The sequence below is a fragment of the Hydrogenophaga flava NBRC 102514 genome (assembly GCF_001571145.1).
Classification (GTDB): Bacteria; Pseudomonadota; Gammaproteobacteria; order Burkholderiales; family Burkholderiaceae_C; genus Hydrogenophaga; species Hydrogenophaga flava.
On record NZ_BCTF01000015.1, the window covers coordinates 15,721 to 39,036 of the forward strand.

At 69.9% G+C, this 23,316-nt stretch carries 14 protein-coding genes; 9 read left to right on the top strand and 5 right to left on the bottom strand.

Going from position 1 to position 23,316, the window contains the following annotated elements; genetic code table 11:
* Positions 1-4: 4 nt before the first annotated feature.
* From HFL01S_RS13860 to HFL01S_RS13875, 4 genes are all read left to right on the top strand, one after another.
* Positions 5-634, top strand: coding sequence for a glutathione S-transferase family protein (locus HFL01S_RS13860; protein WP_066259465.1), 630 nt, complete (start codon positions 5-7; stop codon positions 632-634).
* Between the two features lie 68 nt (positions 635-702).
* Entirely contained in the window at positions 703-1,530 is an 828-nt protein-coding gene (locus HFL01S_RS13865) for a MipA/OmpV family protein (protein WP_066259471.1), read from the top strand.
* 73 nt (positions 1,531-1,603) lie between these two features.
* The gene (locus HFL01S_RS13870; protein ID WP_066259472.1) at positions 1,604-1,891 is read left to right on the top strand and encodes a hypothetical protein; all 288 of its coding nucleotides are present in this window, start codon (positions 1,604-1,606) and stop codon (positions 1,889-1,891) included.
* Entirely contained in the window at positions 1,888-3,600 is a 1,713-nt protein-coding gene (locus HFL01S_RS13875) for an RNA-binding domain-containing protein (RefSeq protein WP_066259475.1), read from the top strand. The genes HFL01S_RS13870 and HFL01S_RS13875 overlap by 4 nt, the downstream gene beginning before the upstream one ends.
* 129 nt (positions 3,601-3,729) lie before the next feature.
* Here the strand turns inward: HFL01S_RS13875 and uvrA are convergent, their stop codons facing one another.
* The gene (gene uvrA / locus HFL01S_RS13880; RefSeq protein WP_084383305.1) at positions 3,730-6,774 is read right to left on the bottom strand and encodes an excinuclease ABC subunit UvrA; all 3,045 of its coding nucleotides are present in this window, start codon (positions 6,772-6,774) and stop codon (positions 3,730-3,732) included.
* Positions 6,775-6,889: 115 nt separating this feature from the next.
* On the opposite strand from uvrA, the gene HFL01S_RS13885 reads away from it, so the two are divergent.
* On the top strand, positions 6,890-8,095 hold the full coding sequence (locus HFL01S_RS13885; RefSeq protein ID WP_439648603.1) for an MFS transporter: 1,206 nt from the start codon (positions 6,890-6,892) through the stop codon (positions 8,093-8,095).
* 3 nt (positions 8,096-8,098) lie between these two features.
* On the opposite strand, the gene HFL01S_RS13890 is transcribed toward HFL01S_RS13885, so the two are convergent.
* Entirely contained in the window at positions 8,099-9,448 is a 1,350-nt protein-coding gene (locus tag HFL01S_RS13890; RefSeq protein WP_066259482.1) for a chloride channel protein, read from the bottom strand.
* A gap of 140 nt (positions 9,449-9,588) precedes the next feature.
* Here HFL01S_RS13890 and ssb point away from each other — a divergent pair, with 140 nt between their 5' ends.
* From ssb to HFL01S_RS13905, 3 genes are all read left to right on the top strand, one after another.
* Entirely contained in the window at positions 9,589-10,089 is a 501-nt protein-coding gene (gene ssb, locus HFL01S_RS13895) for a single-stranded DNA-binding protein (RefSeq protein ID WP_066156964.1), read from the top strand.
* A 138-nt stretch (positions 10,090-10,227) separates the two neighbouring features.
* Positions 10,228-11,472 carry a sensor histidine kinase gene (locus tag HFL01S_RS13900; RefSeq protein ID WP_066259486.1) on the top strand — a complete coding sequence of 415 codons (1,245 nt, stop codon included), beginning with the start codon at positions 10,228-10,230 and terminating at the stop codon, positions 11,470-11,472.
* A 49-nt stretch (positions 11,473-11,521) separates the two neighbouring features.
* A complete protein-coding gene (locus HFL01S_RS13905) occupies positions 11,522-12,841 on the top strand; it encodes a DUF3422 family protein (protein ID WP_066259488.1) in 1,320 nt (439 codons plus the stop codon).
* Between the two features lie 92 nt (positions 12,842-12,933).
* On the opposite strand, the gene pbpC is transcribed toward HFL01S_RS13905, so the two are convergent.
* The 3 genes from pbpC to HFL01S_RS13920 form a co-directional block, all read right to left on the bottom strand.
* The gene (pbpC, locus tag HFL01S_RS13910; protein WP_066259490.1) at positions 12,934-15,141 is read right to left on the bottom strand and encodes a penicillin-binding protein 1C; all 2,208 of its coding nucleotides are present in this window, start codon (positions 15,139-15,141) and stop codon (positions 12,934-12,936) included.
* Positions 15,138-21,110, bottom strand: a complete 5,973-nt coding sequence (locus HFL01S_RS13915) for an alpha-2-macroglobulin family protein (RefSeq protein ID WP_066259491.1) — start codon at positions 21,108-21,110, stop codon at positions 15,138-15,140. The genes pbpC and HFL01S_RS13915 overlap by 4 nt, the downstream gene beginning before the upstream one ends.
* 86 nt (positions 21,111-21,196) lie before the next feature.
* Entirely contained in the window at positions 21,197-22,507 is a 1,311-nt protein-coding gene (locus HFL01S_RS13920) for a sigma-54 interaction domain-containing protein (RefSeq protein WP_066259493.1), read from the bottom strand.
* 175 nt (positions 22,508-22,682) lie between these two features.
* Between HFL01S_RS13920 and HFL01S_RS13925 the strand changes: the two genes are divergently transcribed.
* A complete protein-coding gene (locus HFL01S_RS13925; protein WP_066259494.1) occupies positions 22,683-23,312 on the top strand; it encodes an MBL fold metallo-hydrolase in 630 nt (209 codons plus the stop codon).
* Positions 23,313-23,316: the final 4 nt, after the last annotated feature.

The window sequence follows — 23,316 nt, forward strand, 5'->3', positions numbered from 1 at the left end:
CGCCATGAAACTCTATGTGTCGCCGCGCGCCCCCAACCCGCGCAGGGTGCAGATGTTCCTGGCCGAGAAGGGCATCGACCTGACTGCGGCCGGCATCGAACTGGTGAACGTCGACCTCAACGCCCAGGAACACAAGAGCGCCGCCTTCCGTGCCAAGAGCCCACTGGCGCGCATCCCCGCGCTGGAGTTCGACGACGGCCGCGTGCTGACCGAAACCCGGGCCATCTGCACCTGGGTCGAAGGCCAGCACCCCGAGCCCAACCTGATGGGCGTGGACGCCACCGAGCGGGCCTTCATCGAGATGGCCGACCGGCGCGTGGAGTGGTATTTCCTGCTGCCCATCGCCAACTGCGTGCGCCACACCCACCCGGGCCTGGCGCCGCTGGAGCAGCCGCAGTTTCCCGACTTCGGCCGCTCGCAGGGCGAGAAGCTGCGCGAGACCGCGGCCTGGCTCGACGCCGAGCTGCAGCGCCAGCCCTGGATTGCGGGCGAGCGCTTCACCATTGCCGACATCACCGCGTTCTGCGCCATCGAATTCGCGAAGCTGATGCGCTTCAACGCCGGCGAGCAAGGGTTTTCCGCCTTGCAGAACTGGCGCGACCGGGTCGCGCAGCGCCCCGCCGCGCGGGCCTGATACCAATGCCGGACGCCCCGCTGGGGCATCCGCAGCAGCTTCATGTTGGGTGGCTATGATCTGCGCCCATGCTGTCCATCTGTCATCGCTGCGGCCTGGGTCTGGTTCTGGGTGCTTCCACCGTTGCCGCTTCCGCTGCCGACGGTGACTGGCTCACCATCGAAGGCGACTACCTGATCGGCGCCTCGGTCGTGTCCGGCAACGGCCACATCGGCGACGCGCCGGTGAGCTACGACTTCAAGCCCATGTGGGCCTTCCGATTGGGGCCGTTCCGGGTGTCGCGCTCGCGGGCCTCCAGTCTGTTGAAGGCGGGGCGGAATGAAGAACTGGAAACCGGCGTGAGCGCCGACTTCGGCATCTTCAACGACTGGCGCCTGGGCGCGTCCCTGCGCATGGACAACGGGCGCGACTTCGGTGGCGATCCCCGCTTCCGCGGGCTGCCCGACATCCCGTCCACCCTGCGCGCCCGCATTTCCACTGGGTCGTCACTGGGCGAGCGCTGGAGCTGGAGCACCAGCATCGACAAGGACCTGCTGGGACGTCGGGGCGGCTCGCGGCTGTCGGCCGGGCTCGGCTACCGCCATCCGCTGACGGAACACAGCTACTGGGACTTCGGGCTGGGCGCGACCTACGGCGACAAGACCTACCTGCAGACCCACTACGGCATCACGCCCGAAACGGCCCAGAGCGTCGGGCGCTCGCCCTACACGCTCAGCAGTGGCTGGGAGAACATGCGCGCCAGCCTGCAGTACACCCATGTGCTGAGCGAGCACTGGGTGCTGTTCGGTGGCCTGGACCTCTCGCGCATGCTGTCGTCGCCCTCGCGCAGCCCGCTGGTGGGCCGCAAGACGACGCACTCAATCAGCGCGGGTATCGCGTTCCGCGGCAAGCGGTAGCCGGCGCACTCTGGAGCGGCGGACATAATCCCCGCAGACCCTGGCCTGTGGCGTCGGGGCGCGCAGGGAATCCATGAGCCAGCTCCTCATCCACGAATACCTCGGTCAGCTCGACCTCATCAAGAAGGTCAGTGGCCACCAGCGCGAAACCATCGTCCGCGGAGCCTTCAAAGACCTGCTCAAGGCCTGGGGCTGCCAGCGCAAAGAAAAGAAACGCAAGGCCCCGCCCATCCGCGAAGAGTTCGACACCTATCGCCTCGCCGGCCACAAGGGAAAGGTGGTGGACCTGCTGCAGGATGTGACCACGGTGAGCATGCAGACGATGCAGGTCACCGAGGCGATGAAGGGGGTGGCGCGATGATCGATGTGACCGCTGCCGCGCGTCTGTTGGATGGGTTCAGGGCCTTGCCCGCGGAAACGGAGTTGCTGGACTTCAAGGAGGCCAAGAATTCTTTCGATATCGACGAGCTCGGCAAGTACGTGTCAGCGCTGGCGAACGAAGCCAATCTCCTGGAGCGGGACAGTGCGTGGCTGGTGCTGGGAGTCAAGGACAAGCGAGATGCTCAAACAGGGTTGCGGCCCGTGGTGGGCAGTACGTTCAGGAACGGAGCGGCTGCGCTGAATGACCTCAAACAGCTGGTGGCCTTGGGTACGTCGCCGTCACATGGGTTTGTACAGATCTTCGAGGTGCCGCATGCCGACTGCGCACCAAGTGCCCGCGTTCTGATGTTTCAGATCTCCCCCGCGCCTCGCGGGCAGCCGGTGGCGTGGAAGGGGCATTTCTATGGCCGTGCTGGCGAGTCGCTGGGAGCCCTGGGTTCCAAGTTTGAAGCCATCCGGATGCAGTCGGCCGCGCTGGACTGGACGGCCCATTGCGTATCGGACGACTTTGGGCTCCTGTCGCCCGACGCGTTAGAGCGAGGTCGAGCCCTGTATGCGAAGAAGCACCCACGACGGCTTGACGAAATGCAGCAATGGTCGGCGGAGCGATTCCTGGCAGAGCTTCGACTGTCGCGCCAGGGCGTTCTGACACGAGCGGCCTTGTTGTTGTTTGGTCGTCAGGACGCAGTGCCCACCTTGGGTGATGTGTCACCGCGCCTGACATGGCAGTTGTTGACTGATCAGGATGAGCCACTGGATTTCCAACATTTCTCACTGCCGTTCGTGGCGGCGGTGGACGATCTCGTGTCCAAGATCCGCATTCACACCGTTCGGATACTTCCGCCTGGTCAGCTGGCGCCGCTGGAGGTGCCGAACTATGACGACTGGGTCATCCGCGAGGCCTTGTTGAACTGCGTGGCCCACCAGGACTACGCACTCGGTGGTCGCGTGCAGGTCAAGGAATCGCCCGCGTCACTCTTGTTTTCAAACGCGGGCGGCTTTATACCGGGGACCATCGACAAGGTTCTGGATGCATCGCATGCCACGCATCTGTATCGCAACCCTTGCCTAGCAGACGCGATGGTGGAACTGGGGCTGATCGACACTATCGGCAGTGGCATCAAGCGGATGTACCGGACGCAACGTGACCGGCATTTCCCCTTGCCAGACTTCGATATCAGACAGGCGCCCCCTGCGGTGTCTGTCCGCATCTACGGTCGGGAGATTGATCCAGCCTTTACTCGCGCCTTGTTGCTCGCATCTCATCTTTCCCTGGCGGATGTCATCGCGCTGGACCACGTTCAGAAACGGCGACCGATTGATGCCAAGGTGTTGGCTGATCTGAGACGGCGCAAACTGCTGGAAGGGCGATCCCCCACAGTTCACATCGCGGCAGCAGTTGCCGACGCCACCAACCAGCGTGGACAGTACTCACGTCTGGCAGGGCTGCAGAAACCGGCACTCAAGCAATTGGTGCTTGGCTTGATCGATCGGTTTGGCAAGGCAACGCGTGAGGACATCGAGCAAGCTTTGCTGGAGGCGATGCCTGCGGGGCTGACGGCGCTTCAGAAAGCCAACCGGGTGAAGAACCTGCTGAGCGAAATGTCCAACAAGGACAAGGCCATTGTTGCCAATCGAAGGGGGGTCGGCGCAGTGTGGACTCGGTCTCCGCCATTGTCTAAAGACTGAAGTTTTCGAATCGAATTCAGACAATCTTTAGACAATCTTAGGAAAAAGTCTTTGTAAAACAAAGACTTGAATTGGATATCTGGTATCGGCGAACCGATATCGGATATCCAATCTGGGCTGTATCCGGACTCAGCGCCGCAGCAGCCGCGCCAGATACCGCCCGGTGTGGCTGGCCTCGCAGGCGGCCACGGTTTCCGGCGTGCCCTGCACCACCACCGTCCCGCCGCCCGAGCCGCCTTCGGGGCCCATGTCGATCAGCCAGTCGGCGGTCTTGATCACGTCCAGGTTGTGCTCGATCACGACGATGGTGTTGCCCGCGTCGCGCAGCTGGTGCAGCACCTTGAGCAGCAGCTCGATGTCGGCGAAGTGCAGGCCGGTGGTGGGTTCGTCGAGGATGTAAAGCGTGCGGCCGGTGTCGCGTTTGCTCAGCTCCTGCGCCAGCTTGACGCGCTGCGCCTCCCCGCCCGACAGCGTGGTCGCGCTCTGACCCAGTCGCACATAGCTCAGGCCCACGTCCAGCAGGGTCTGCAGCTTGCGGTGCAGCGTGGGCACGGCGCTGAAGAACTCGGCCGCTTTCTCCACCGTCATGTCCAGGATCTGCGCGATGTTGCGGCCCTTGTACTGGACCTCCAGCGTTTCGCGGTTGTAGCGCTGGCCGTGGCAGACCTCGCAGGGCACATACACGTCGGGCAGGAAGTGCATCTCGACCTTGACCACACCGTCGCCCTGGCAGGCCTCGCAGCGGCCACCGGCCACGTTGAAGGAAAAACGCCCCGGGCCGTAGCCGCGCTCGCGCGCCATCGGTACCTCGGCCATCAGTTCGCGGATGCCGGTGAACAGCCCCGTGTAGGTGGCGGGGTTGCTGCGTGGGGTGCGGCCAATCGGTGATTGGTCGACGTTGATGACCTTGTCGAAATGCTCGATGCCTTCGATCGCCTCGTGCTCGGCCGGTTCGTCGTGCGAGCGGTAGAGCGTGCGCGCCACCGCGGCGTACAGCGTGTCGTTGACCAGGGTCGATTTGCCCGAACCGGAGACGCCGGTCACACAGGTCAGCAGCCCGACCGGGAAGGCCACGCTCACATCTTTGAGGTTGTGCCCCTTGGCGCCGCGCACGCGGATTTCCTGCAGCTCGCCCAGCGTCGCCTCGTGCGCGGCCTGGCGTTCGGCACGGCGCTCGGCGGCGGGGCTCATGGGGAACTTCGACTTGACCGGGGCGGCTTTCACCTCGGGCTTGATGACCGGCAGCCAGGGCGTGCGCCGCGCGGGCACGGCGATTTCTTTCACGCCGCTGAGGTACTGGCCGGTCAGCGAATTCGGGTCGGCCATCACGACCGCTGGTGTGCCCTGCGACATCACCCGCCCGCCGTGCACACCGGCGCCGGGGCCGATGTCGATCACGTGGTCGGCGGTGCGGATCATGTCCTCGTCGTGCTCCACGACAAGGACGGTGTTGCCCAGGTCGCGCAGGTGCTGCAGCGTGCCGATCAGGCGGTCGTTGTCTCGCTGGTGCAGGCCGATGCTGGGCTCGTCGAGCACGTACATCACGCCCGACAGCCCGGAGCCGATCTGGCTGGCCAGGCGGATGCGCTGGGCCTCGCCGCCGCTCAGGGTGTCAGCGCTGCGATCCAGGCTGAGGTAGTTCAGGCCCACGTCGTTGAGGAACTTCAGGCGCTGTCGGATTTCGTTCACCACGCGCGCGGCGATGTCGGCCTTGGCTCCTTGCAGTTCGAGGCGGCGGAAGTAGTCCAGCGCCTCGCCCAGGGTGATGTGGCTGACCTTGTAGATCGGCTGGCGCTGCTCGCCGTCGCCCACGAACACGTGGCGCGCTTCCTTGCGAAGGCGCGTACCGCCACATTCGGGGCAGGGCTGGGTGCTGCGGTAACGCGCCAGTTCCTCGCGCACCGCGACCGAATCGGTCTCGCGGTAGCGGCGTTCGAAGTTGCGGATGATGCCTTCGAAGGGGTGCTTCTTCGTGATCTTCTTGCCCGCGCGTTCGCCCGATTCCAGCGCGTAGCTGAACTTGATCTCTTCCTCGCCCGAGCCGTAGAGCAGCACCTGCTGCACGTTCGCCGGCAGGCTTTCCCACGCCGCTTCGGCGTCGAAGCCGTAGTGCGCGGCGATGCTCTCGATCATCGCGAAGTAGTAGCCGTTGCGCCGGTCCCAGCCCTTGATGGCGCCGCTGGCCAGACTGAGTGTGGGGAAGGCCACCACGCGCTCGGGGTCGAACACCTCGGTGTGGCCGATGCCGTCGCAGGCCGGGCAGGCCCCCAGCGGCGAGTTGAAGGAGAACAGGCGCGGCTCCAGCTCGCCCACGGTGTGGGTGCAGGCCGGGCAGGCGAATTTGGCCGAAAACGCCAGCTCGGCGCCCGTGTCCATGTCCACCGTCAGTGCGCGGCCCTCGGCCAGCCGCAGCGCCGCTTCAAAGCTCTCGGCCAGGCGCTGCCGCTGCGGGTTGGTGCCTTCTTCTTCGGCCGAGCGCACCTTGATGCGGTCGATCACCACGTCGATGTTGTGCTTCTCGGTCTTCTTGAGCGCCGGCAGGGCCTCGGCCTCCACCACCTCGCCGTTGAGGCGAAAGCGCACATAACCCTGGGCCTGCATCTCGGCGAACAGGTCGGTGAACTCGCCCTTCTTCTCGCGCGCCACCGGCGCCAGGATCATCAGCTTCGTGCCCTCGGGCAGGGCCAGCACCGTGTCCACCATCTGCGCCACGCTTTGCGAGGCCAGCGGCAGGTCGTGGTCCGGGCAATACGGCGTGCCGGCGCGTGCGTAGAGCAGGCGCAGGTAGTCGTGGATCTCGGTCACCGTGCCCACGGTCGAGCGCGGGTTGTGGCTGGTGGCCTTCTGTTCGATGGCGATGGCCGGCGACAGGCCTTCGATCAGGTCCACGTCGGGCTTGTCCATCAGCTGCAGGAACTGGCGCGCGTAGGCGGAGAGGCTTTCCACATAGCGGCGCTGGCCCTCGGCGTACAGGGTGTCGAAGGCCAGGCTGGACTTGCCCGAACCCGACAGGCCGGTGATCACCACCAGCGACTGCTTGGGGATGTCCAGGTCGATGTTCTTGAGGTTGTGCGTGCGCGCGCCGCGCACCGACAAGGTGGTGGCGGTGGGGTGGGCGGCGGGGGCGGTGAGCTTGGAATCCACAGGGCGGGCGTGAGAAAAGCAACCTTGCATGATAAGCGGCGGCACCAGGCCGCGCCCGGTCCGGCCATGGCCGCGCGGCCTTTCGGACACAATACGCAGCTTCCGTCCCGTCCCGCCCGTGCCCTCTCTGAACACCGCCACACCGATGACCGCAGCCCCGGCGGCCGACGCCACCCGCATGACCTCCGGCGAGCGCCGGGCCAGCCTGTCGCTGGCCGCCATCTATGCGCTGCGCATGTTGGGGCTGTTCCTGGTGCTGCCGGTGTTCGCCATCGAGGCGCGGGACTACCCGGGCGGCGACGACCCCGGGCTGGTCGGCCTGGCCATGGGCGCCTACGGTCTGACCCAGGCCATGCTGCAGGTGCCGCTGGGCCTGGCCTCCGACCGCCTGGGCCGCAAGCCGGTGATCCTGTTCGGGCTGGCGCTGTTCGTGCTGGGCAGCCTGGTGGCGGCCTGGGCGCCGAGCCTGCCCTGGCTGGTGGCCGGGCGCGCGATCCAGGGCGCCGGCGCCATCTCGGCGGCCGTCACCGCCCTGCTGGCTGACCTCACGCGCGACCAGGTGCGCACCAAGTCGATGGCGCTGGTGGGCATCAGCATCGCGCTCATGTTTGCGCTGTCGCTGGTGCTGGCGCCGGTGCTGGTGCCCCACATCGGCCTGTCCGGCCTGTTCATGCTGACCGCCGGTCTGGCGCTGACCGGCATGGCGGTCGTGGCCTGGGTGGTGCCGCCCGAGCCGGTCGAGCACGTCGACGCCGGCCGCGGCGGGCTGCGACAGGTGCTGGCCCATGCCGAGCTGCTGCGGGTGGACGTGGGCGTGTTCGTGCTGCACGCGGTGCAGATCGCGATGTGGCTGTCGGTGCCCGCGCTGCTGCGCGAGGCCGGCGTGGACGGCCCGGCGCAGTGGAAGGTCTACCTGCCGGCGGTGCTGGGCTCGCTGCTGATCCTGGGCGGCTTCCTGTTCCGGCTGGAGCGCAAGGGCCACTTCAAGGCGGTGTACCTGGGCACCATCGCCCTGATCGCGCTGGTGCAGCTGGGCTTCCTGTGGGCTCTGCAGGGACCGTCGGTGTGGGCGGTGTCGGTGCTGCTGTGCCTGTACTTCGTGGGCTTCAACGCCCAGGAAGCCAGCCAGCCCAGCCTGGCCTCGCGCCTGGCCGAGCCGCGCCAGCGCGGTGCCGCGCTCGGCGTCTACAACACCCTGATGTCGCTGGGCATCTTTGCCGGCGGCAGCCTGGGCGGCCTGGTCGCCAAGACCTGGGGCAGCGCCGGCATCTTCCTGTTCAGCGCCGCCCTGATGCTGGGCTGGCTGGTGGTGGCCTGGCCGATGCGGCCACCGGCGCAGCCCGGCACCTGAGCCTCAGTTTGGCCGGCCGTCTGCGGCCGGTGCGGGCTCGCGCCAGGAGCGCATCATCAGTTCGGCCAGCGTGCCGTACAGCGGCCGGCTGATCATGCGCGAGATGCCGCTGGCCAGCAGCGCGCAGGTGATCAGGCTGAGCACCATGCTGTGGCCGTCGGTCATCTCCATCACGATGATCATGGCGGTGATGGGCGTCTGTGTGACGGCGGCCAGGAAGCCGCACATGCCCAGCGCGATCAGGGCCGCGGTGTGCGGCGAGTCGAACAGCCAGGCCACATCGGCGCCCAGCCCGGCGCCGATGGAGAGCGAGGGGCCGAACATGCCCGCCGGCACGCCGGCCCAGGACGAGATCCACGACGCCACGAACTTCAGGCCGGTGAACACGAAGGGCGTCTGCCCCTCGGTGCCGGCGGCCAGCAGGGCGTGGGTGTGCTGGTGACCGATGCCGGCTGTTTCGCCATTGGTGACCACCGCGATCACCGCCACCACGAAGCCGCAGGCCGCGGCGAAGGCCACCGGCCGCTTGCGCCGGTAGGCACAGAAGCGGTCGGGCAGGCCGGTGAAGGAGGCCAGCAGCAGGCGCGACATCAGCCCCCCCAGCAGGCCGGCCAGCAGGGACACCACCAGGGCGGGCCCGAGCAGCGTCCACCAGCTGAGGTTTTCAGCTTTCACCCGCCCGAAGTAGGAGAGGCTGCCGAAGGCAGAGACCGACACCAGGCCGCCGACCACGATGGCCGCCAGCATCAGTCCGCTGCTGCGCTCCTGCAGCTTGCGCGAGAGCTCCTCGATGGCGAACACGATGCCGCCCAGGGGGGTGTTGAACGCGGCGGCCAGACCGACCGCGCCGCCGGCCACCAGCAGCTCGCGGGCGCTGATGCCGCTGTTCGGGGACAGCCAGCGCCGCGCGGCCAGCATCACGCCGGCGCCGATCTGCACCGACGGCCCCTGGCGCCCCACCGACAGACCGGCCAGCAGGCTGGCCGACACGCCGGCGATCTTGAGCATGGACAGGCGCCAGGAGGCGTAGGCACCGCGCGAGGCCAGCGGTGTTTCCGGCGCCAGCGCCACCAGCACCTGGGGCACGCCCGATCCGGCAATGCCCGGCGCCCAGCGGCGCACGGCCCAGACGATCAGCGCCGTCATGGCCGGCGTCCACAGCAGCGGTGCCCACCACGCGGCCTCGCGGCCGGCCTTGTAGAGGCCGTAGGTCGCGTCCGCCAGCAAGGTGAAGCCCACGATGGACAGACCGGCCAGCACGGCGAACGCGATCACCACCACCCGGTCCCGCCATTGCCGGCCGTCGGCGACCTCGGTGCGCAGGTTCTGCAGGAAGTCCGGCTCTCGTCTCATCGCGACCGAGTGTAGAGGCCGTCCGCTGGTTCCCGCCAGCGCCGGGTGGCGGATTGGTCGGCCGATCCGATTGCGGCACAATGGTCGACCGACCAGCGGCCGGCCCTCCCGCGCCGCCCCCATTTCTCAGGGCATACCTCATGGCATCCGTCAACAAAGTCATCCTCGTCGGCAACTGCGGCCGCGACCCCGAAATCCGTTACCTGCCCTCGGGCCAGGCCGTGGCCAACGTGAGCGTGGCCACCTCCAGCCGCCGCAAGGACCGCAACAGCGGTGAAACCATCGAAGACACCCAGTGGCACCGCGTCACCTTCTACGACCGCCTGGCCGAGATCGCCGGCGAGTACGTCAAGAAGGGCCGCCCGATCTACGTCGAAGGCCGCCTGAAGTACGGCACCTATGTGGACAAGGCCACCGGCGTCGAGAAAAACACCGTGGACATCATCGCCACCGAACTGCAGCTGCTGGGCGGCCGCGAAGGCATGGGCGGTGGTGACGAAGGCGGTGGTGGCGGCGGCTACAGCCGTCCGGCCGCCGCGCCGCGCCAGGCGCCGGCCCCCCGTCCGGCGCCGGCACCCGCACCGGCCGCCGCCCGCCCGGCCAGCGGCTTCGACGATATGGACGACGACATCCCGTTCTGATCCGCCAGGGAAAGCGTCCATCGCTGGCCAGGCCCGCGCCCTCCCCGGGGCGTGGGCTTTTTTGTCGGTTCGGCGGGGTGTCCGGGGTCAAGTCCGGGTGCGAACTGCCGATGCAACAGGCTTCACTTGGGTCACCGCATGCATCAGGAACAGCACGTGCTTCGTCAGGGCCTGCTCGAGCTGGCCGGTGACACCTCGGTCGGCCTGCGCTGCTGCGAGAACATGGTGTCCCGGCTCGGGCGGCTGCTGGGCGTCCGGTATGTGTTCGTGGGCGTGATCGGCCCCGGGGAGGACCAGACGGTCCACGCCCTGGCCACCGCCATCGGCGGCGCGCTCTCGCCCAATTTCAGCTACGACCTGTCGGGCTCTCCCTGCGAGAGCATCGTCGGCAAGGGCATGTGCGTCTATTCCGGCGACGTCTGCGCCGAGTTCCCGGACGACGCGCTGCTCAGGGAAATGGGCGTCAGCAGCTACCTGGGGGCGCCCATCTTCGACACCCAGGGCCAGGGCATCGGGCTGCTGGTGCTGCTGGACGACCAGCTGCTGCCGGACTCCGCGGAGCTGCGGGCGCTGGTCCAGATGCACGCGGCGCGGGCCGGGGTCGAGATCGATCGCATGCGCTACGAGGAGAGGCTCGAATCCCTGTCGGCCTCGCTGACCCAGGAGGTCGCCCGGCAGACGGCCCACCTGGAAGAGGCCAACCGGCAACTGGCCTCGTTTGCGTACTCCATTTCCCACGACCTGCGCACACCTCTGCGGCACATGATGGGCTACTGCGAGCTGATGCTCGGACTGGACAGCGTGGGCCAGGACCCCGAAGCCCGGCGCTGCGCCGAGGCCGTGCTGCAGGCGGGGTCGAAGATGGCGGTCATGATGGAGGCGCTGCTCGACCATTCGAGCAACCGCCAGGCCGAGCCCCGTTGCGAGTGGGTCGATTTGCCACCGCTGCTCGCGGACATCGCCGCCCAGCTGGTGGTCGGTGCCGACCGGCCGCCGCGGCTGGACTGGCCCGAAGCGGCGCGGGTGTGGGCCGATCCGGCGCTCATCCGCATCGTGCTCCAGAACCTGCTGGGCAACGCGATCAAGTACAGCAGCAAGCACCCCAGCCCGCAGGTGTCGGTCACCTGCAGCGCGGGCATCGACATGGACGAGATTGCGGTCGAAGACAACGGCATCGGGTTCGACATGCAGCATGCCGACCGGCTGTTCGGCGTGTTCCAGCGGCTGCATGCCGAGAGCGACTACCCCGGACACGGCATCGGCCTGGCGAACGCCCTGGGCATCGTCCGGCGGCATGGCGGACAGATCGGCTTCCACTCCCGCCCCAACGAGGGCGCGCGGTTCGTGGTGTCGCTGCCCAGACCGTCACAGCCCCTGGGCTGAGCGGCCTGTACCGGGCCCGGTGACAGAGGGGTTTCGGCACAATCGCGCCATGGACACCGCCCACCCCCTGCTGCCGACCAACGACCCCCTGCGCGAGATGCTGCACAACGAGGTGCACGCCCGCCCGCCGGCGCGCATCCGGCTGCCGGCGCTGGTGGTGTTCATCGCCGTGACCAACGACGGCGTGGGCCGCGAGCAGGAGCTGGAGCACCTGCGCCGCCTGCCGGGCCAGCAGGACCTGCAGGCCGAGCAGCTCAGTGGCAGCTTCCTGCGCCTGCGGCTGCCGGGCTACACCCTCAAGTGGGAACGCCACACCGAGTTCACCCGCTATTCGCTGGTGCAGCCGCTGCCCGACGGCGCACGGCTGGGCGCCCGCGACCCCGAACTGCTCTCGCACATCGTGCTGCCGTCCGACTGGCTGGCCGGCATCCCCGGGCGCACGATCGCCGCCATCAAGCTGGTGATGCTGCACGGCGACCTGGCGGACCCGCACGAGGCCCTGGCGCAGGGCCGCACCTGGCTGGGCGAGCACACCGTGGTGGCCTCGCTCATGGGCAACCAGTCCCACTCCATGGTGATCACCGACCTGATGCTGCGCGAGTCCGGCTACGAACGCATCCTGGTGGTGGCGCCGCCCGACACCACCGAAACCCGGGCCGGCCGCATCTCGCAGCGCCTGCTGGAGATCGAGACCTACCGCCTGCTCGCCCTGCGGGGCCTGCCGGTGGCCAAGCAGCTCGGCCCATTCCTCTCGCAATGCGAGGCGCAACTGGCCGACATCACCGCCCACCTGGAGAGCAAGACCGCCACCGACCAGAGCCTGCTCGACACCCTGGTGTCGCTGGCCGCGGGGGTGGAGCGCGCCATCGCCGAACACGCCTACCGCTTCTCGGCCACGCGAGCTTACGACGGCCTGGTGGCGCAGCGCATCGCCGAACTGCGCGAGCAACCGGTGCCGGGCACCCAGACGATCGGCGAGTTCATGCAGCGCCGGCTGTCACCGGCCATGGCCACGGTGGAGTCCACCGGTCAGCGACTGACCTCGCTGTCCGAGCGCATCACCCGCACCAGCGCCCTGCTGCGCACGCGGGTGGACATCGCCACCGAGGTGCAGAACCAGCAGCTGCTGGCCAAGCTGACCCGGGGCCAGGAACTGCAGCTGCGCCTGCAGAGCACGGTGGAAGGCCTGTCGATCGCGGCCATCTCGTACTACGTGATCAGCCTGATCCTCTACCTGGGCAAGGCCGGCAAGGAGCTCGGCCTGCCCGTCAAGCCGGAGCTGCTGGCCGGCGCGGCGATTCCGCTGGTGCTGTGGGCGGTCTGGTGGACGACGAAGAAGATTCACGAGAAGCTGCACGCCGAGCACTGAGCCCCCCACGCTCCGCCGCTGGCGCGGGTCGCTGCCCCCCGAGGGGGCTGATTCGCCTTGGGGCGGCCCGGCGGCGAATCGTTCTCTCTCCGTCAACCTTTCACCTTGTCGGGCGCTCCGCTCTTGGTCTTCACGCCCGCCCCGCGCACCTCGATGCGCACGCGGTCCAGCACCTCACCACGGGTGTTGAGCAGTTCGATCTGGTGCCGGCCCGGCCAGGGCATCCACTGCAGCTCCTGGCCTCGGCCCAGCGACCGGCCGTCGATGCGCCAGCGCACGTTGCCGGCCTCGGCCCTGAGCGTCAGGCGCTGGTTGGCTGGCGGGATGTCCGGGTCGATGGCGAGGATGGTGCCGGTGACCGGGCTGAGGATGCGCGGGCGCAGTGCCGGCGCGCCGCTGTCGCTGTCCGTGCCCAGGGCGAACAGCGGCTGTTCGGTGCCGGCGATGAACCACTCGCGCCGCGCCGGTTCGAGCTGCTGGCCGAAGCGAACGGTCTGTGCCACCACGCCGGCCGGTGGCAACGGCGCGCGGCTGGGCAGGCGCTCGTGCAGCCAGCGCATCAGGCCGGCCCAGACCGGCGCCGCACCGGTGGTGCCGCTGACCTCGCCCATGGGCGCGCCGCTGGCGTTGCCGACCCAGACGCCCACCGTGTAGCGCTGCGACCAGCCCACGGCCCAGTTGTCGCGCATGTCCTTGCTGGTGCCGGTCTTCACCGCGGTCCAGACGCGGGTGGCCAGCAGGCTATCGGTGCCGAAGGTGGCGGCGCGGGCATTGGCGTCCGACAGGATGTCGCCCACGATGAAGGCCGATCCGGGGTCGAGCACTGCCTCGCTGCGCACCGCCTGGCGCGGGCCGGCCAGCAGCGGCGCGACCGGCGCGTGGCGGCCCTGGTTGGCCAGCGTGCGGTAGGCGTTGGCCAGCGAGAGCAGGCTGACCTCGGGGCTGCCCAGCGCCAGGCCGAGGCCGTAGTAGTCGCCGCCCTCGCGCAGCGGCAGGCCCAGGCGCAGCAGCTGTGCCGCGAAGTCTTCGGGCGAGACCATGGCCAGCGTGCGCACGGCCGGGATGTTGAGCGAGGAGGCCAGCGCGGTGCGCACCGAGACCCAGCCGCGGAAATCACGGTCGTAGTTCTGCGGGATGTACAGGCCGCCCGCGGTCGGGATGTGGGTCGGCGCGTCCTCGATCAGCGAGGCCGCGCTCAGGCGCTTCTCGGCGATGGCCTGCGCGTAGAGGAAGGGCTTGAGCGTGGAGCCGGGCTGGCGCAGCGCGGTCACGCCGTCGACCTCGGCCGCCTGGCTCAGCAGGCCCGACGAACCCACCCAGGCCAGCACCTCGCCGCTGGCGTTGTCGAGCACCACCACCGCGCCGTCCTCCACACGCCGCCCCAGCAGCGAGCGCAGCTGGCGCTGCAGCAGGGTCTGCGCCTCGCGCTGCAGTGGCGCCCAGAGCGTGGTGCGGACCTGCGCCGGCACCGCGCGCGTGCCGGCCTGCTGGCGCCACTCGTCCAGCGCACGCCGCGCCGCGTGCGGGGCGTCGCCCTCGCTGGCGGCCCAGCGGCGGTCGCGCAGCACGCTGCCGGCCAGCAGCCGCACCGACAGGCAGTCGGCCTTCGCGCCCTGGGCCCGCGCCATGGCCTGCTGCACCTCGCAGGCGCGCGCGGCCACTCGCTCGGGCGCGGCGTTGGGAGCGCGCACCAGGGCGGCGGTGATCGCGGCCTCGTCCGCGTTCAGCCCGTGCGGCGCCTTGGCGAACAGGCTGCGCGCGAGCGCGTCGACGCCCACGATCTCGCCGCGGAAGGGCACGCGGTTGAGGTAGGCCTCCAGGATCTGGTCCTTGCGCCATCGCGTCTCCAGCCACTGCGCCCAGACCGCCTGGCCGGCCTTCTGCGTCCAGCGGCGGCCGTTGGCGCCGGCCTGGAGGTCGCTGTCCAGCAGGCCGGCCAGCTGCATGGTGAGGGTGGAGGCGCCGCGCGTGCGCGTGTTCCACAGGTTGCCCCAGGCGGCGGCCGCGACGGCCTGCCAGTCGACCCCGCTGTGTTCGTAGAAGCGCCGGTCCTCGCTGTAGACCAGGGCGCCGCGCAGCGCGGGCGAGACCTCGGGCAGCGCGACCCAGGCGCCCTGGCGCACCGTGGGGTCGGTGCGCTGGCGTTGCAGCAGCTCGCCGTGGCGGTCGAGGAACCGGGTCTCGGAGGTTGGGTGCGCCGCCTTCACCTCGGCGAAGCTGGGCAGGGCCCAGGCGGGTAGTGCGCCGCCGCCGGCCAGCGCCGCCACCAGCACCCAGCCCGGCAGCGCCCGGTGTCTCACTTCGCCTCCACCTGCATCGGGGCGTTGGGCAGCTCGCCGAACACCTCGGGCGCGTACATCGCCTCGATGCGCGTCGGTGGCAGCGCGAACGTGCCCACGTTGTTGAGCCGCACCGTGTACTCGGTCTTGAAGCGCCCGGCCGGCAGGTGGTCGTAGTAGCTGCGGAAGGCCTCGAAGCTGCGCTCCTCGAACACCGGCCAGCCGCTGCCCGAGCGCTTCTCGCCCGCGGTCGCGATGGCTGAGTCGCGGCCCAGGCCGCTGCCCAGCAGGGTGGCGCCGCCCGGGATCGGGTCGCTGAGCACGACCCAGGTCATGTCGGTGCTGGCGTTGACTTCGATCGTGACGCGCAGCACGTCGCCCCGGCTGTAGCGGCCGGCCACGGCCTGCTCGACCGGGGTGATGGTCTTGGTCACCGTGTAGCCGGCCGAGACCGGCGCCTTCAGCGGCGTGGCCGCCAGCGCCTGCAGCGTGACCCAGGGCTTGCCGCTGCCCTGGTGCTGCACCACCAGCGACGCGGCGCCGTCCTTGGGCCAGGCGAGGGTGGCGGCGTTGTTGCGCCACGGGCCGGTGGGCGCGTTGGGGTCGGCCTTGGTGGTGCCGACGGTGGCGAAGCCCGCGGCCACCGGCGCCTTGGGATCGGCGCGCGAGACCTTGCTCCAGTCGACCGCGGCGCTGGCGGCGCCCAGCGTGGCGCGGGTGCTGCCGGTCACCGGCACGGACTCGAAACGGGCCAAGAACTTCTGCAGCGCCAGCCCGCCCCAGAGGTTGGCGGTGGTGGTCTGCCAGGCGCCGCGCTGCTGGCGGCCGATGAAGCCGCTGGCGATGCGGCCCATGTCGTCCTTCCAGGCCGGGTCGTCCATCACCGCCAGCAGCAGGCGCGCGGTATTGGTGTCGCCGTTGTGCATCAGCCACCACCACTGGTCGTCGGCCTCGGTGCTGAAGACCAGCTTGGTGCCCTGGTACGACAGCCGCGCGCGCAGGATGTTGTTCGCCTCGGCCAGCTTTTCGTCGCGTTTGGGGATGTCGCTCACGCGGCGCAGCACGTTGATCCAGTCGATCACCGCGTGCGTGGGCCACTGGTTGGGCGCGATCTCCACGCTCTGCAGCAGACGCGTGCTGGCCCGGCCGTGGCGCGAGAGCGCTTCCACCGCGGCGAGCTTGCGCAGGTTCAGGTCCTGGCGCGGGCTCCAGAAGCCGCGTTCGATCTTGCCGGTGACGAAGTTCTCCAGCCCGCGCAGCATGGCCGCGCGCGCTGTGTCGGGCAGGGTCCAGGCCGGGTCGAGCGACGCCGCCTCGTGCGTGGCCGACAGCAGGTAGGCGGTCAGGGTGTCGCTGCCGGAGGGACGGTCGCCATCGCGCGGCGGGAAGTAGTTCGCCAGGCCATCGCTGTCCAGGTAGGTCGGCAGCTGCGCCAGCACGGTCTGCCAGAGCTTGGCGTCGCGCAGGCCGATGGATTTGGAGGTCTTCTGTTCCAGGCAGGCAAACGGGTAGTTCACGAACCACTCGCGCACCGCCGGCAGGCCCTCGGCCAGCGTCGGCTGCAGGCTCATGCGGATGCCACCGCGCAGCGCGCCCTGGGCGTCGGTCAGTGCGTCCGCCGGGGTGGCCACAGGCACCGACAGCGGGCCGTCGAGCTGTGCCAGCGTGGCCTGCCGCACCGTCAGCGGCACGGCGGGCAGCACGCGCTGGCTGAACTTGGCGGCGTCGCGCGCCTTGCCGTTCTGGTCCTGAGCCGAGACTTCCCACAGCAGCGCCTCGAAGCGGCCTAGTCCCAGCGGCACCGGGGCCGTCACGTCCCAGGCCACCTCGCGGGTTTCACCGGCCGGGATCTCGACCGTCTGCGCGGGCGTCTCGACCAGCGTGGCGCGCGCCGAGACATTGACCTTCATCGGCTGCGCCGTGGTGTTGCGCAGGCTGAACTGCGCCATGAAACGGTCGCCCTCGCGCACCAGCGGCGGCAGGCCGCTGATGATCTGCAGGTCCTGGGTGGCGCGGAACTTGGCCTGGCCGGTGCCGAACAGGCCCGGGCCCGAATCGGCGATGGCCACCACCTGGAAGCTGCTGATCGAGTCGTTCAGCGGCACCTTCACCGTGGCGCGGCCCTGGGCATCGAGCACCACCGAGGGCTGCCACAGCAACAGGGTGTCGAACAGCTCGCGCGTGGGGCTGTGGCCGCCGCCGCCGCCGGCCGAGATCGCCTTGCGGCCGTAGTGGCGCCGGCCGATGATTTCCATCTGCGCGGTCGATGTCTCGACGGCCCAGTTCCGCCGCTGCCACAGGCCGGCCAGCAGGTCCCAGCTGTCGTTCGGTCCCAGCTCCAGCAGGGCCTGGTCGACCACCGCCAGCGCCACCTCGGCGTTGGCCGCGGGCTGGCCGTTGGGCAGCTTGGCCTGGATGGTGACCTGTGCGGTGCCGCGCACCGGGTAGGCCTCGCGGTCGGTGGAGACGCTGACCTGGATCTCGTGCGCCGCAATGCCCACCTTCAGTTCGGCCACGCCCAGCCGGTAGGCCGGCTTGCTCAGGTCGACCAGCGCGGTCGGCGCGACGTATTCCTTGCCCTCGTACCAGAAGGCGGTCCACCACTCGCGCGGCGCCTGGTAGCCCCAGGTGAAGAAGCTGTACCAGGGCACCTCGCGCAGCCGGCCGCGCAGCGCCATCACGCTCACGTAGACGTTCGGTCCCCAGCCGGGCTCGACCTTGAGGTCGATGGTCGGGTCTTCGCCGTTGAGCTGCACCACCTTCGTGTCGATGATGCCCTCGCGCTCGATGCTGACCAGGGCGGTCGCGAAGCGGAACGGCATGCGCACCTGCAGCCGCGCGGTCTCGCCCGGCTCGTAGCGCTTCTTCTCGGGCACCACGTCCATGCGGTCGTGGTCCTCGCCGCCGAACCACAGCTCGCCTTGGCGCGTGACGTAGACCGAGGCTGCGCTCTGGTGCGCGTGGCCCTCGCGGTCCTTGGCCACCACGGTCAGCTCGACCTCGCCCGCGTCGTCGAGTTCGGCCTCGCACAGCAGCAGGCCGCGCGCGTCGCTCTTGCCCGAGCAGACGCTGCCCAGGTCCTTGGAGGTGGTCTTGTTGTCGTAGGTGTAGAAGCCGCCGACCATGCGCTTGCGCGTGGTGGTCGTCGTCCGGACCGAGGCGCGCACCTCCAGCGGCACATCGGCCGCGGGCTTGCCGTCCAGCGTGAGCGCCAGCGCCTGGAAGCGCGCCTGCTGCCGGGTCGAGACCCAGCCTTCTGTCTTGATGCCCGCGACCACCGCGGCGGGCCACAGCGTGGTGACATGGCGCAGGGTCTGGGTCTCGCCGTTGGGGTCGGCGTAGCTGGCCTCGATCAACAGCTGCTGCGGCGAGGTGACGGCCGGCAGATCCTGGATCTCGGTGCGGCCGCGGCCGTTCTTGTCCAGCGTCAGCGGCAGCTTGTCGGCGACCAGCTTCTGCGCGGCATCGGCGCCGTCCTCGCCGTCGTCGCGGCCTTCCTGCGCGCGGCTGCCGGTGCGCGGCGGTTCGAAGCTGAAACCTTCGTAGCCGGGGAAGGACAAGGACTTGCGGCGCATCAGCGCCGAGACCTGGGTGGCGAGGTTGGACGCACCGCCGCCCGAGAGGTAGCTCACCTGCAGGTCGACCGGCGTGGCCGTTGCCGCCACCAGCGGCTTCTTGTCGTTGGCGCTGAGCTGGCCTTGCAGCACCGGCAGCCGGAACTCCTCGACCCGGAACTGCGCGCTGTCCAGGATCTCGGTGCCCTGGCGGCCAAGCGACTGCGAGAGCTGCACGGTGTAGACACCCAGCCGCGCCGAGGGCGGGATGGCGAACTCGCTGGTCGCGCTCAGGCCGCCCGTGGGCGTCTTGCGCCAGGCCACGGGCTGGCGGAACTCCTGGCCGCTGCCCTGGTGGGTGATGACCAGTTCACCGCTCTTGAGCTCGGGCACGTGCAGGCCCTTCATGTCCTCGGTGCGCAGGAAGTGCTTCATCGACAGCGTCTCGCCCGCGCGCAGCAGGGCGCGGTCCAGCACCGTGTGGGCGCGCTGCGTGGCGCTGGCGAGGTCGCCCGTGGGCAGGTCGAAGCGCCAGGTTTCGATGCCGCGGTTCCAGTCGCTCCAGGTGAAGGCCAGGTCGTACACGCCGTCGGTCGATTTCGCGCGCGCGCTGACGAACCAGGCGCCACCGTACTCGCCGTCTTCGGCCTCGCCGTCCTGGCACACCGGCGCGCGGCCGGGGAGGCCGTCGAGCTTCACCACACCCTGCGCGTCGGTCTGGCCCTTGGCCACCAGCTTGCCGCGGCAGTCGGACACCTGCACCGCGGCGCCCGCGACCGGCTTGCCCTTGTCCAGCGTGGTGACCCAGGCCAGCGCGTTCTCGCGCCCGAGCTTGAAGTGCACGCCCAGGTTGGTCACCAGCGCCGAACTGCGCACGTACATCGTGCGCCCCTCGCCGTGGCGCTCGTCCAGCAGCGAGCGGCCCAGCCGCGGCGAAGCAATCTCGACCACATGAAAGCCCGGCTGCAGCGGAATGCCCACCACCTCCATCGGGCGCGGGTCGCCCGCCGCCTGGGGCAGGTCCAGCGGCTTCACGCCCGGCAGGCCCTGCAGCAGGCCGAGCATGCGCGACTCGACCCAGTCCTGGTTGTCCTTGTCGATCACCTTGGGCAGCGGCGTCTTCGCCCACTGCGCGGCCAGCTTGCGTTCGACCGTGCCCCCGTGGAACGTGGCGACGCGCTGGTACCAGGCAATGATGTCGGCGTCGCTGGAGAGCTTGAGGTCGCTGACCTTGCTGCCAGGCACCGCCAGGCCCAGGGCCTTGAGCTCGGGCTCGACGTTGCGCACGGTGATGGGCAGCAGGGCGGTGCCGCCGGGTTCGGCCAGCCGCTCGACCACGCCGAAGGGCGCGGCCGCGAACTTCACCAGCGGCGGCATCAGGCCGGTCGCCACCTTCAGCGGGAACTGCCCGGCGTTGGCCGGCGCGCGGCCCGAGGCGTCCACCAGGCCCTTGGGCAGCTCCACGGTGTAGCTGGCTTTTTCGGTCAGCGTGGGCGCGAAGTCCACGCCGTCGACCGCGTCCTCACCCTGCGCGCCGTCTTCAAGTTTGGGCGTCAGTGCCTCGCCGCCGGCGGCGGGCCTGAGCCGGATTTCCATCGCCTGCTGGGCGGTGACCGGGGCGTTGAAGCGCAGCGACATGCCGCGCAGCGGCAGGCAGGGCGACTGCGCGTTCTCGCGCTCGCAGCTGAAGGTCACCTTGAAGGGTTCGCGCACTGTGAAGTTCAGGCGCTGGTCCTGCCGGGTGACCACGCCGTTCGGTGTCGCCACGCCCTTGCCCAGCACCAGTTTCACCTTGGCGGCGGGCGTGAGCTGGCGCTGGCAGGCCAGGGCCACCACCTGGTCGGCGGGCACGTCCTGGCGGTTCCAGCCGCGCGCCTGCACCAGCTGATCGCGCTCGGCGCCGGTGATCAGCTTGACCGCGATGCGCTCGCCCAGCCCGTCCATGCCGCACCAGGCGTTGGCCTGCACGCTCTCGGGCGCGACCGCGCCGTTGAAGCGCAGCAGGAAGTACTGGCCTTCTTCGATGGCCTGGCCGTCGGACGGGACGCTCTGGCGCAGCGCCGGTCCACCGGTCTCGAAAGCGAAGCGCTGCGGGCCGGTCAGGGGCTTGCCATCCAGCGCCACGAAGCCTGGCGCCACCTGCAGGCTGCACTTCACGCCCGGCGGCAGCATCTGCTGGAAGTCGTAGACCCAGCGGCGGTCGTTGAGCCAGCGGCCGCTGCCGGCCGAGGCCTGGGGCTCGTTGCAGCTCAGCTGCAGCGGCGGCGCCGCGTTCGGGCTGCCGAAGGCCACCGCGGGCGCGTCGAAATTCGCCACCACCTGCCGCACCTTGGCCACCTCGCCCTGCGGGCTCAGGCCGGTGATCTGCACCGCCCACGCACCGCCGGCCACCGCCAGCCCCAGACCCACCAGCGCACCGCGCAACCCGAACACCATGCCGCCACCCCACCCCTTGTTTGGATGGGTTGGAGACTAACGCAGATGCCCCTGCGTGGGCAGTCCCGGCGGACCGCCTCCGGTGCTCATTCGAGGGACTTGAGCTTGCGGTAGAGCGAGCGTTCGCTGATGCCCAGCTTGGCCGCCAGCGCGGCGCGGTTGCCCCGGTGCTCGGCGACGATGGCGCGCAGCGTCTCGCGGCCGGCGGCCCGCACCGTGTCGCCGGCCGTGGCCGGTGCCGATGGCCCGGTCGTAGCACGGCCCGGCCGCCGGCCGGTGGCGATGGCCTCCTCGACATGCGCCGCCTCGATCAGCTCGCCGTCGCACAGCAGGGCGGTGCGCTCCAGCAGGTTGCGCAGCTCGCGCACGTTGCCGGGGAAGGGTTGGGCCTCCAGCAGGTGCATGGCGGCGGGCGCGAGGCGCAGGCGGCGCGGGGCCGCCACCCGCTCCAGCAGCGCCTCGGCCAGCAGGGCCAGGTCGCCCGCGCGCTCGCGCAGCGGCGGCAGAGGAATCGGGAAGGTCGAGAGCCGGTAGTACAGGTCTTCTCGGAAGCGCCCCTCGGCCATCATTCGATCGAGGTCGCGGTGGGTGGCCGAGATCACGCGGATGTCGGCGTGCCGCGGCTCGGTGCTGCCCACGCGCCGGTACATGCCGGTCTCCAGCAGGCGCAGCAGCTTGACCTGCATGGCCAGCGGGATGTCGCCCACCTCGTCGAGGAACAGCGTGCCGCCGCTGGCCGCCTCGACCAGGCCGCCCTTGGCGGTGGCCGCGCCGGTGAAGGCGCCGCGCTCGTGACCGAACAGCTCGGATTCGAACAGCGTCTCGGGCAGGCTGGAGCAGTCCACCGGCACCAGCGGCTTGCTGGCGCGCGGGCTGGCCTCGTGGATGGCGCGCGCCACCAGTTCCTTGCCGGTGCCCGACTCGCCCAGCAGCAGCACGGTGGCCGGTGCCGGCGCCACCCGCGCCACCAGGCCGAGCATGCGCTGAAAGGCGGGCGAGCGGCCGATCAGGCCCTGCGCCGCCGGCTGGCCCTGGGCCACCCGCAGCGGCTCCATCTTCTCCACGTAGAAGGCCGGCTGCCCGTCCGCGCCCGGCAGGGGCGAGAGCTCGATGTTCACATACTCCTCGCCGCGGCGCGTGTGGTGCAGGTGCAGCACGCGTTCGCGCTGGCCCGAGATCCGGGATTGCGCCAGCGGGCAGGACTCGCCGGCCTGGTCGCAGGGCACGGCGAAATGGTGCGAGACCTCGTAGCAGTGCCGGCCGACCACGCTGCGCTCGGGGCTGAATTGGCGCCGGTAGGCGGCGTTGGCCGCCAGGATGCGGTACTGCGCGTCGAACAGGATGTGCGGCTCGGGCAGGCCTTCGAGGAAGGCGGTGAGTTCGGGCAGGGGTTTCATGGGGGTACCCGCTGGGGGCGGTCGTGTCCGACATTGTCTGCCAGATCTGGCAGTCAAAGCGGTGCCGGCGGCCCTCGCGGTGTCGTGCAAGTGCTTGTGGCCACAGGTTTTTGCCGGCCGGGCCAGGCTGGCATGGAACTTGGAAAGGTCCGTGCTCCGGACGACCCGACCCCCGATGACCTTGCGCATCCTCTACGACGAACACAGCGGCGCACTGAGCTACCTGCTGGCCGACGAAGCGGCGCACGAAGCCGCCCTGGTCGACCCGCGCAGCGGCGACTGGCCGGTGCTGATGGCCCTGCTGGACGAGGCCGGCCTGCGCCTGCGCTGGGTGTTGCGCACCCACGAGCACGACGGCCACGACGACCAGCCGCCCGGCGAATTCGGGCGCCTGCTGTGCCTGGGGGCACCTTTGGTGCAGGGTGCCCGGCGCGAGGGCGTGCGCAGCGTGGCCGACGGCGGGCGGTTGCCGCTGGGTGCGGGTTTCGTGCAGGTGCTGCACACGCCGGGACACACCGCCCACTGCCAGAGCTACCTCTGGCAGGACCGCGTGTTCTGCGGCGACCTGCTGACCGCCGACGCCTGCCCGTGGCAGCCCCGGCCGGCCCTGCCGGCGGCGCTGTGGGACAGCGTGCAGCAGCGCATCTTCACCCTGCCCGACGAGACCCTGCTGTTCGCAGGCCACGAGCGCCGGGCGCGGGCGGTGACCACGGTGCTGGAGCAGCGGCGCTGGAGCCCCCACTTCGCCGGTCTCACCCGCGACGGGTTTCTGGCGCACCTGGGTGCGCTCGCGTGGCCGCGCTGACGCC

What these genes read in the sequence shown, in the direction of transcription:
- HFL01S_RS13860 (WP_066259465.1), top strand. Translation starts at nt 5, where the DNA reads ATGAAACTCTATGTGTCGCCGCGCGCCCCCAACCCGCGCAGGGTGCAG.
- HFL01S_RS13865 (WP_066259471.1), top strand. Translation starts at nt 703, where the DNA reads ATGCTGTCCATCTGTCATCGCTGCGGCCTGGGTCTGGTTCTGGGTGCT.
- HFL01S_RS13870 (WP_066259472.1), top strand. Translation starts at nt 1,604, where the DNA reads ATGAGCCAGCTCCTCATCCACGAATACCTCGGTCAGCTCGACCTCATC.
- HFL01S_RS13875 (WP_066259475.1), top strand. Translation starts at nt 1,888, where the DNA reads ATGATCGATGTGACCGCTGCCGCGCGTCTGTTGGATGGGTTCAGGGCC.
- uvrA (WP_084383305.1), bottom strand. Translation starts at nt 6,774, where the DNA reads ATGCAAGGTTGCTTTTCTCACGCCCGCCCTGTGGATTCCAAGCTCACC.
- HFL01S_RS13885 (WP_439648603.1), top strand. Translation starts at nt 6,890, where the DNA reads ATGACCGCAGCCCCGGCGGCCGACGCCACCCGCATGACCTCCGGCGAG.
- HFL01S_RS13890 (WP_066259482.1), bottom strand. Translation starts at nt 9,448, where the DNA reads ATGAGACGAGAGCCGGACTTCCTGCAGAACCTGCGCACCGAGGTCGCC.
- ssb (WP_066156964.1), top strand. Translation starts at nt 9,589, where the DNA reads ATGGCATCCGTCAACAAAGTCATCCTCGTCGGCAACTGCGGCCGCGAC.
- HFL01S_RS13900 (WP_066259486.1), top strand. Translation starts at nt 10,228, where the DNA reads ATGCATCAGGAACAGCACGTGCTTCGTCAGGGCCTGCTCGAGCTGGCC.
- HFL01S_RS13905 (WP_066259488.1), top strand. Translation starts at nt 11,522, where the DNA reads ATGGACACCGCCCACCCCCTGCTGCCGACCAACGACCCCCTGCGCGAG.
- HFL01S_RS13915 (WP_066259491.1), bottom strand. Translation starts at nt 21,110, where the DNA reads ATGGTGTTCGGGTTGCGCGGTGCGCTGGTGGGTCTGGGGCTGGCGGTG.
- HFL01S_RS13920 (WP_066259493.1), bottom strand. Translation starts at nt 22,507, where the DNA reads ATGAAACCCCTGCCCGAACTCACCGCCTTCCTCGAAGGCCTGCCCGAG.
- HFL01S_RS13925 (WP_066259494.1), top strand. Translation starts at nt 22,683, where the DNA reads ATGACCTTGCGCATCCTCTACGACGAACACAGCGGCGCACTGAGCTAC.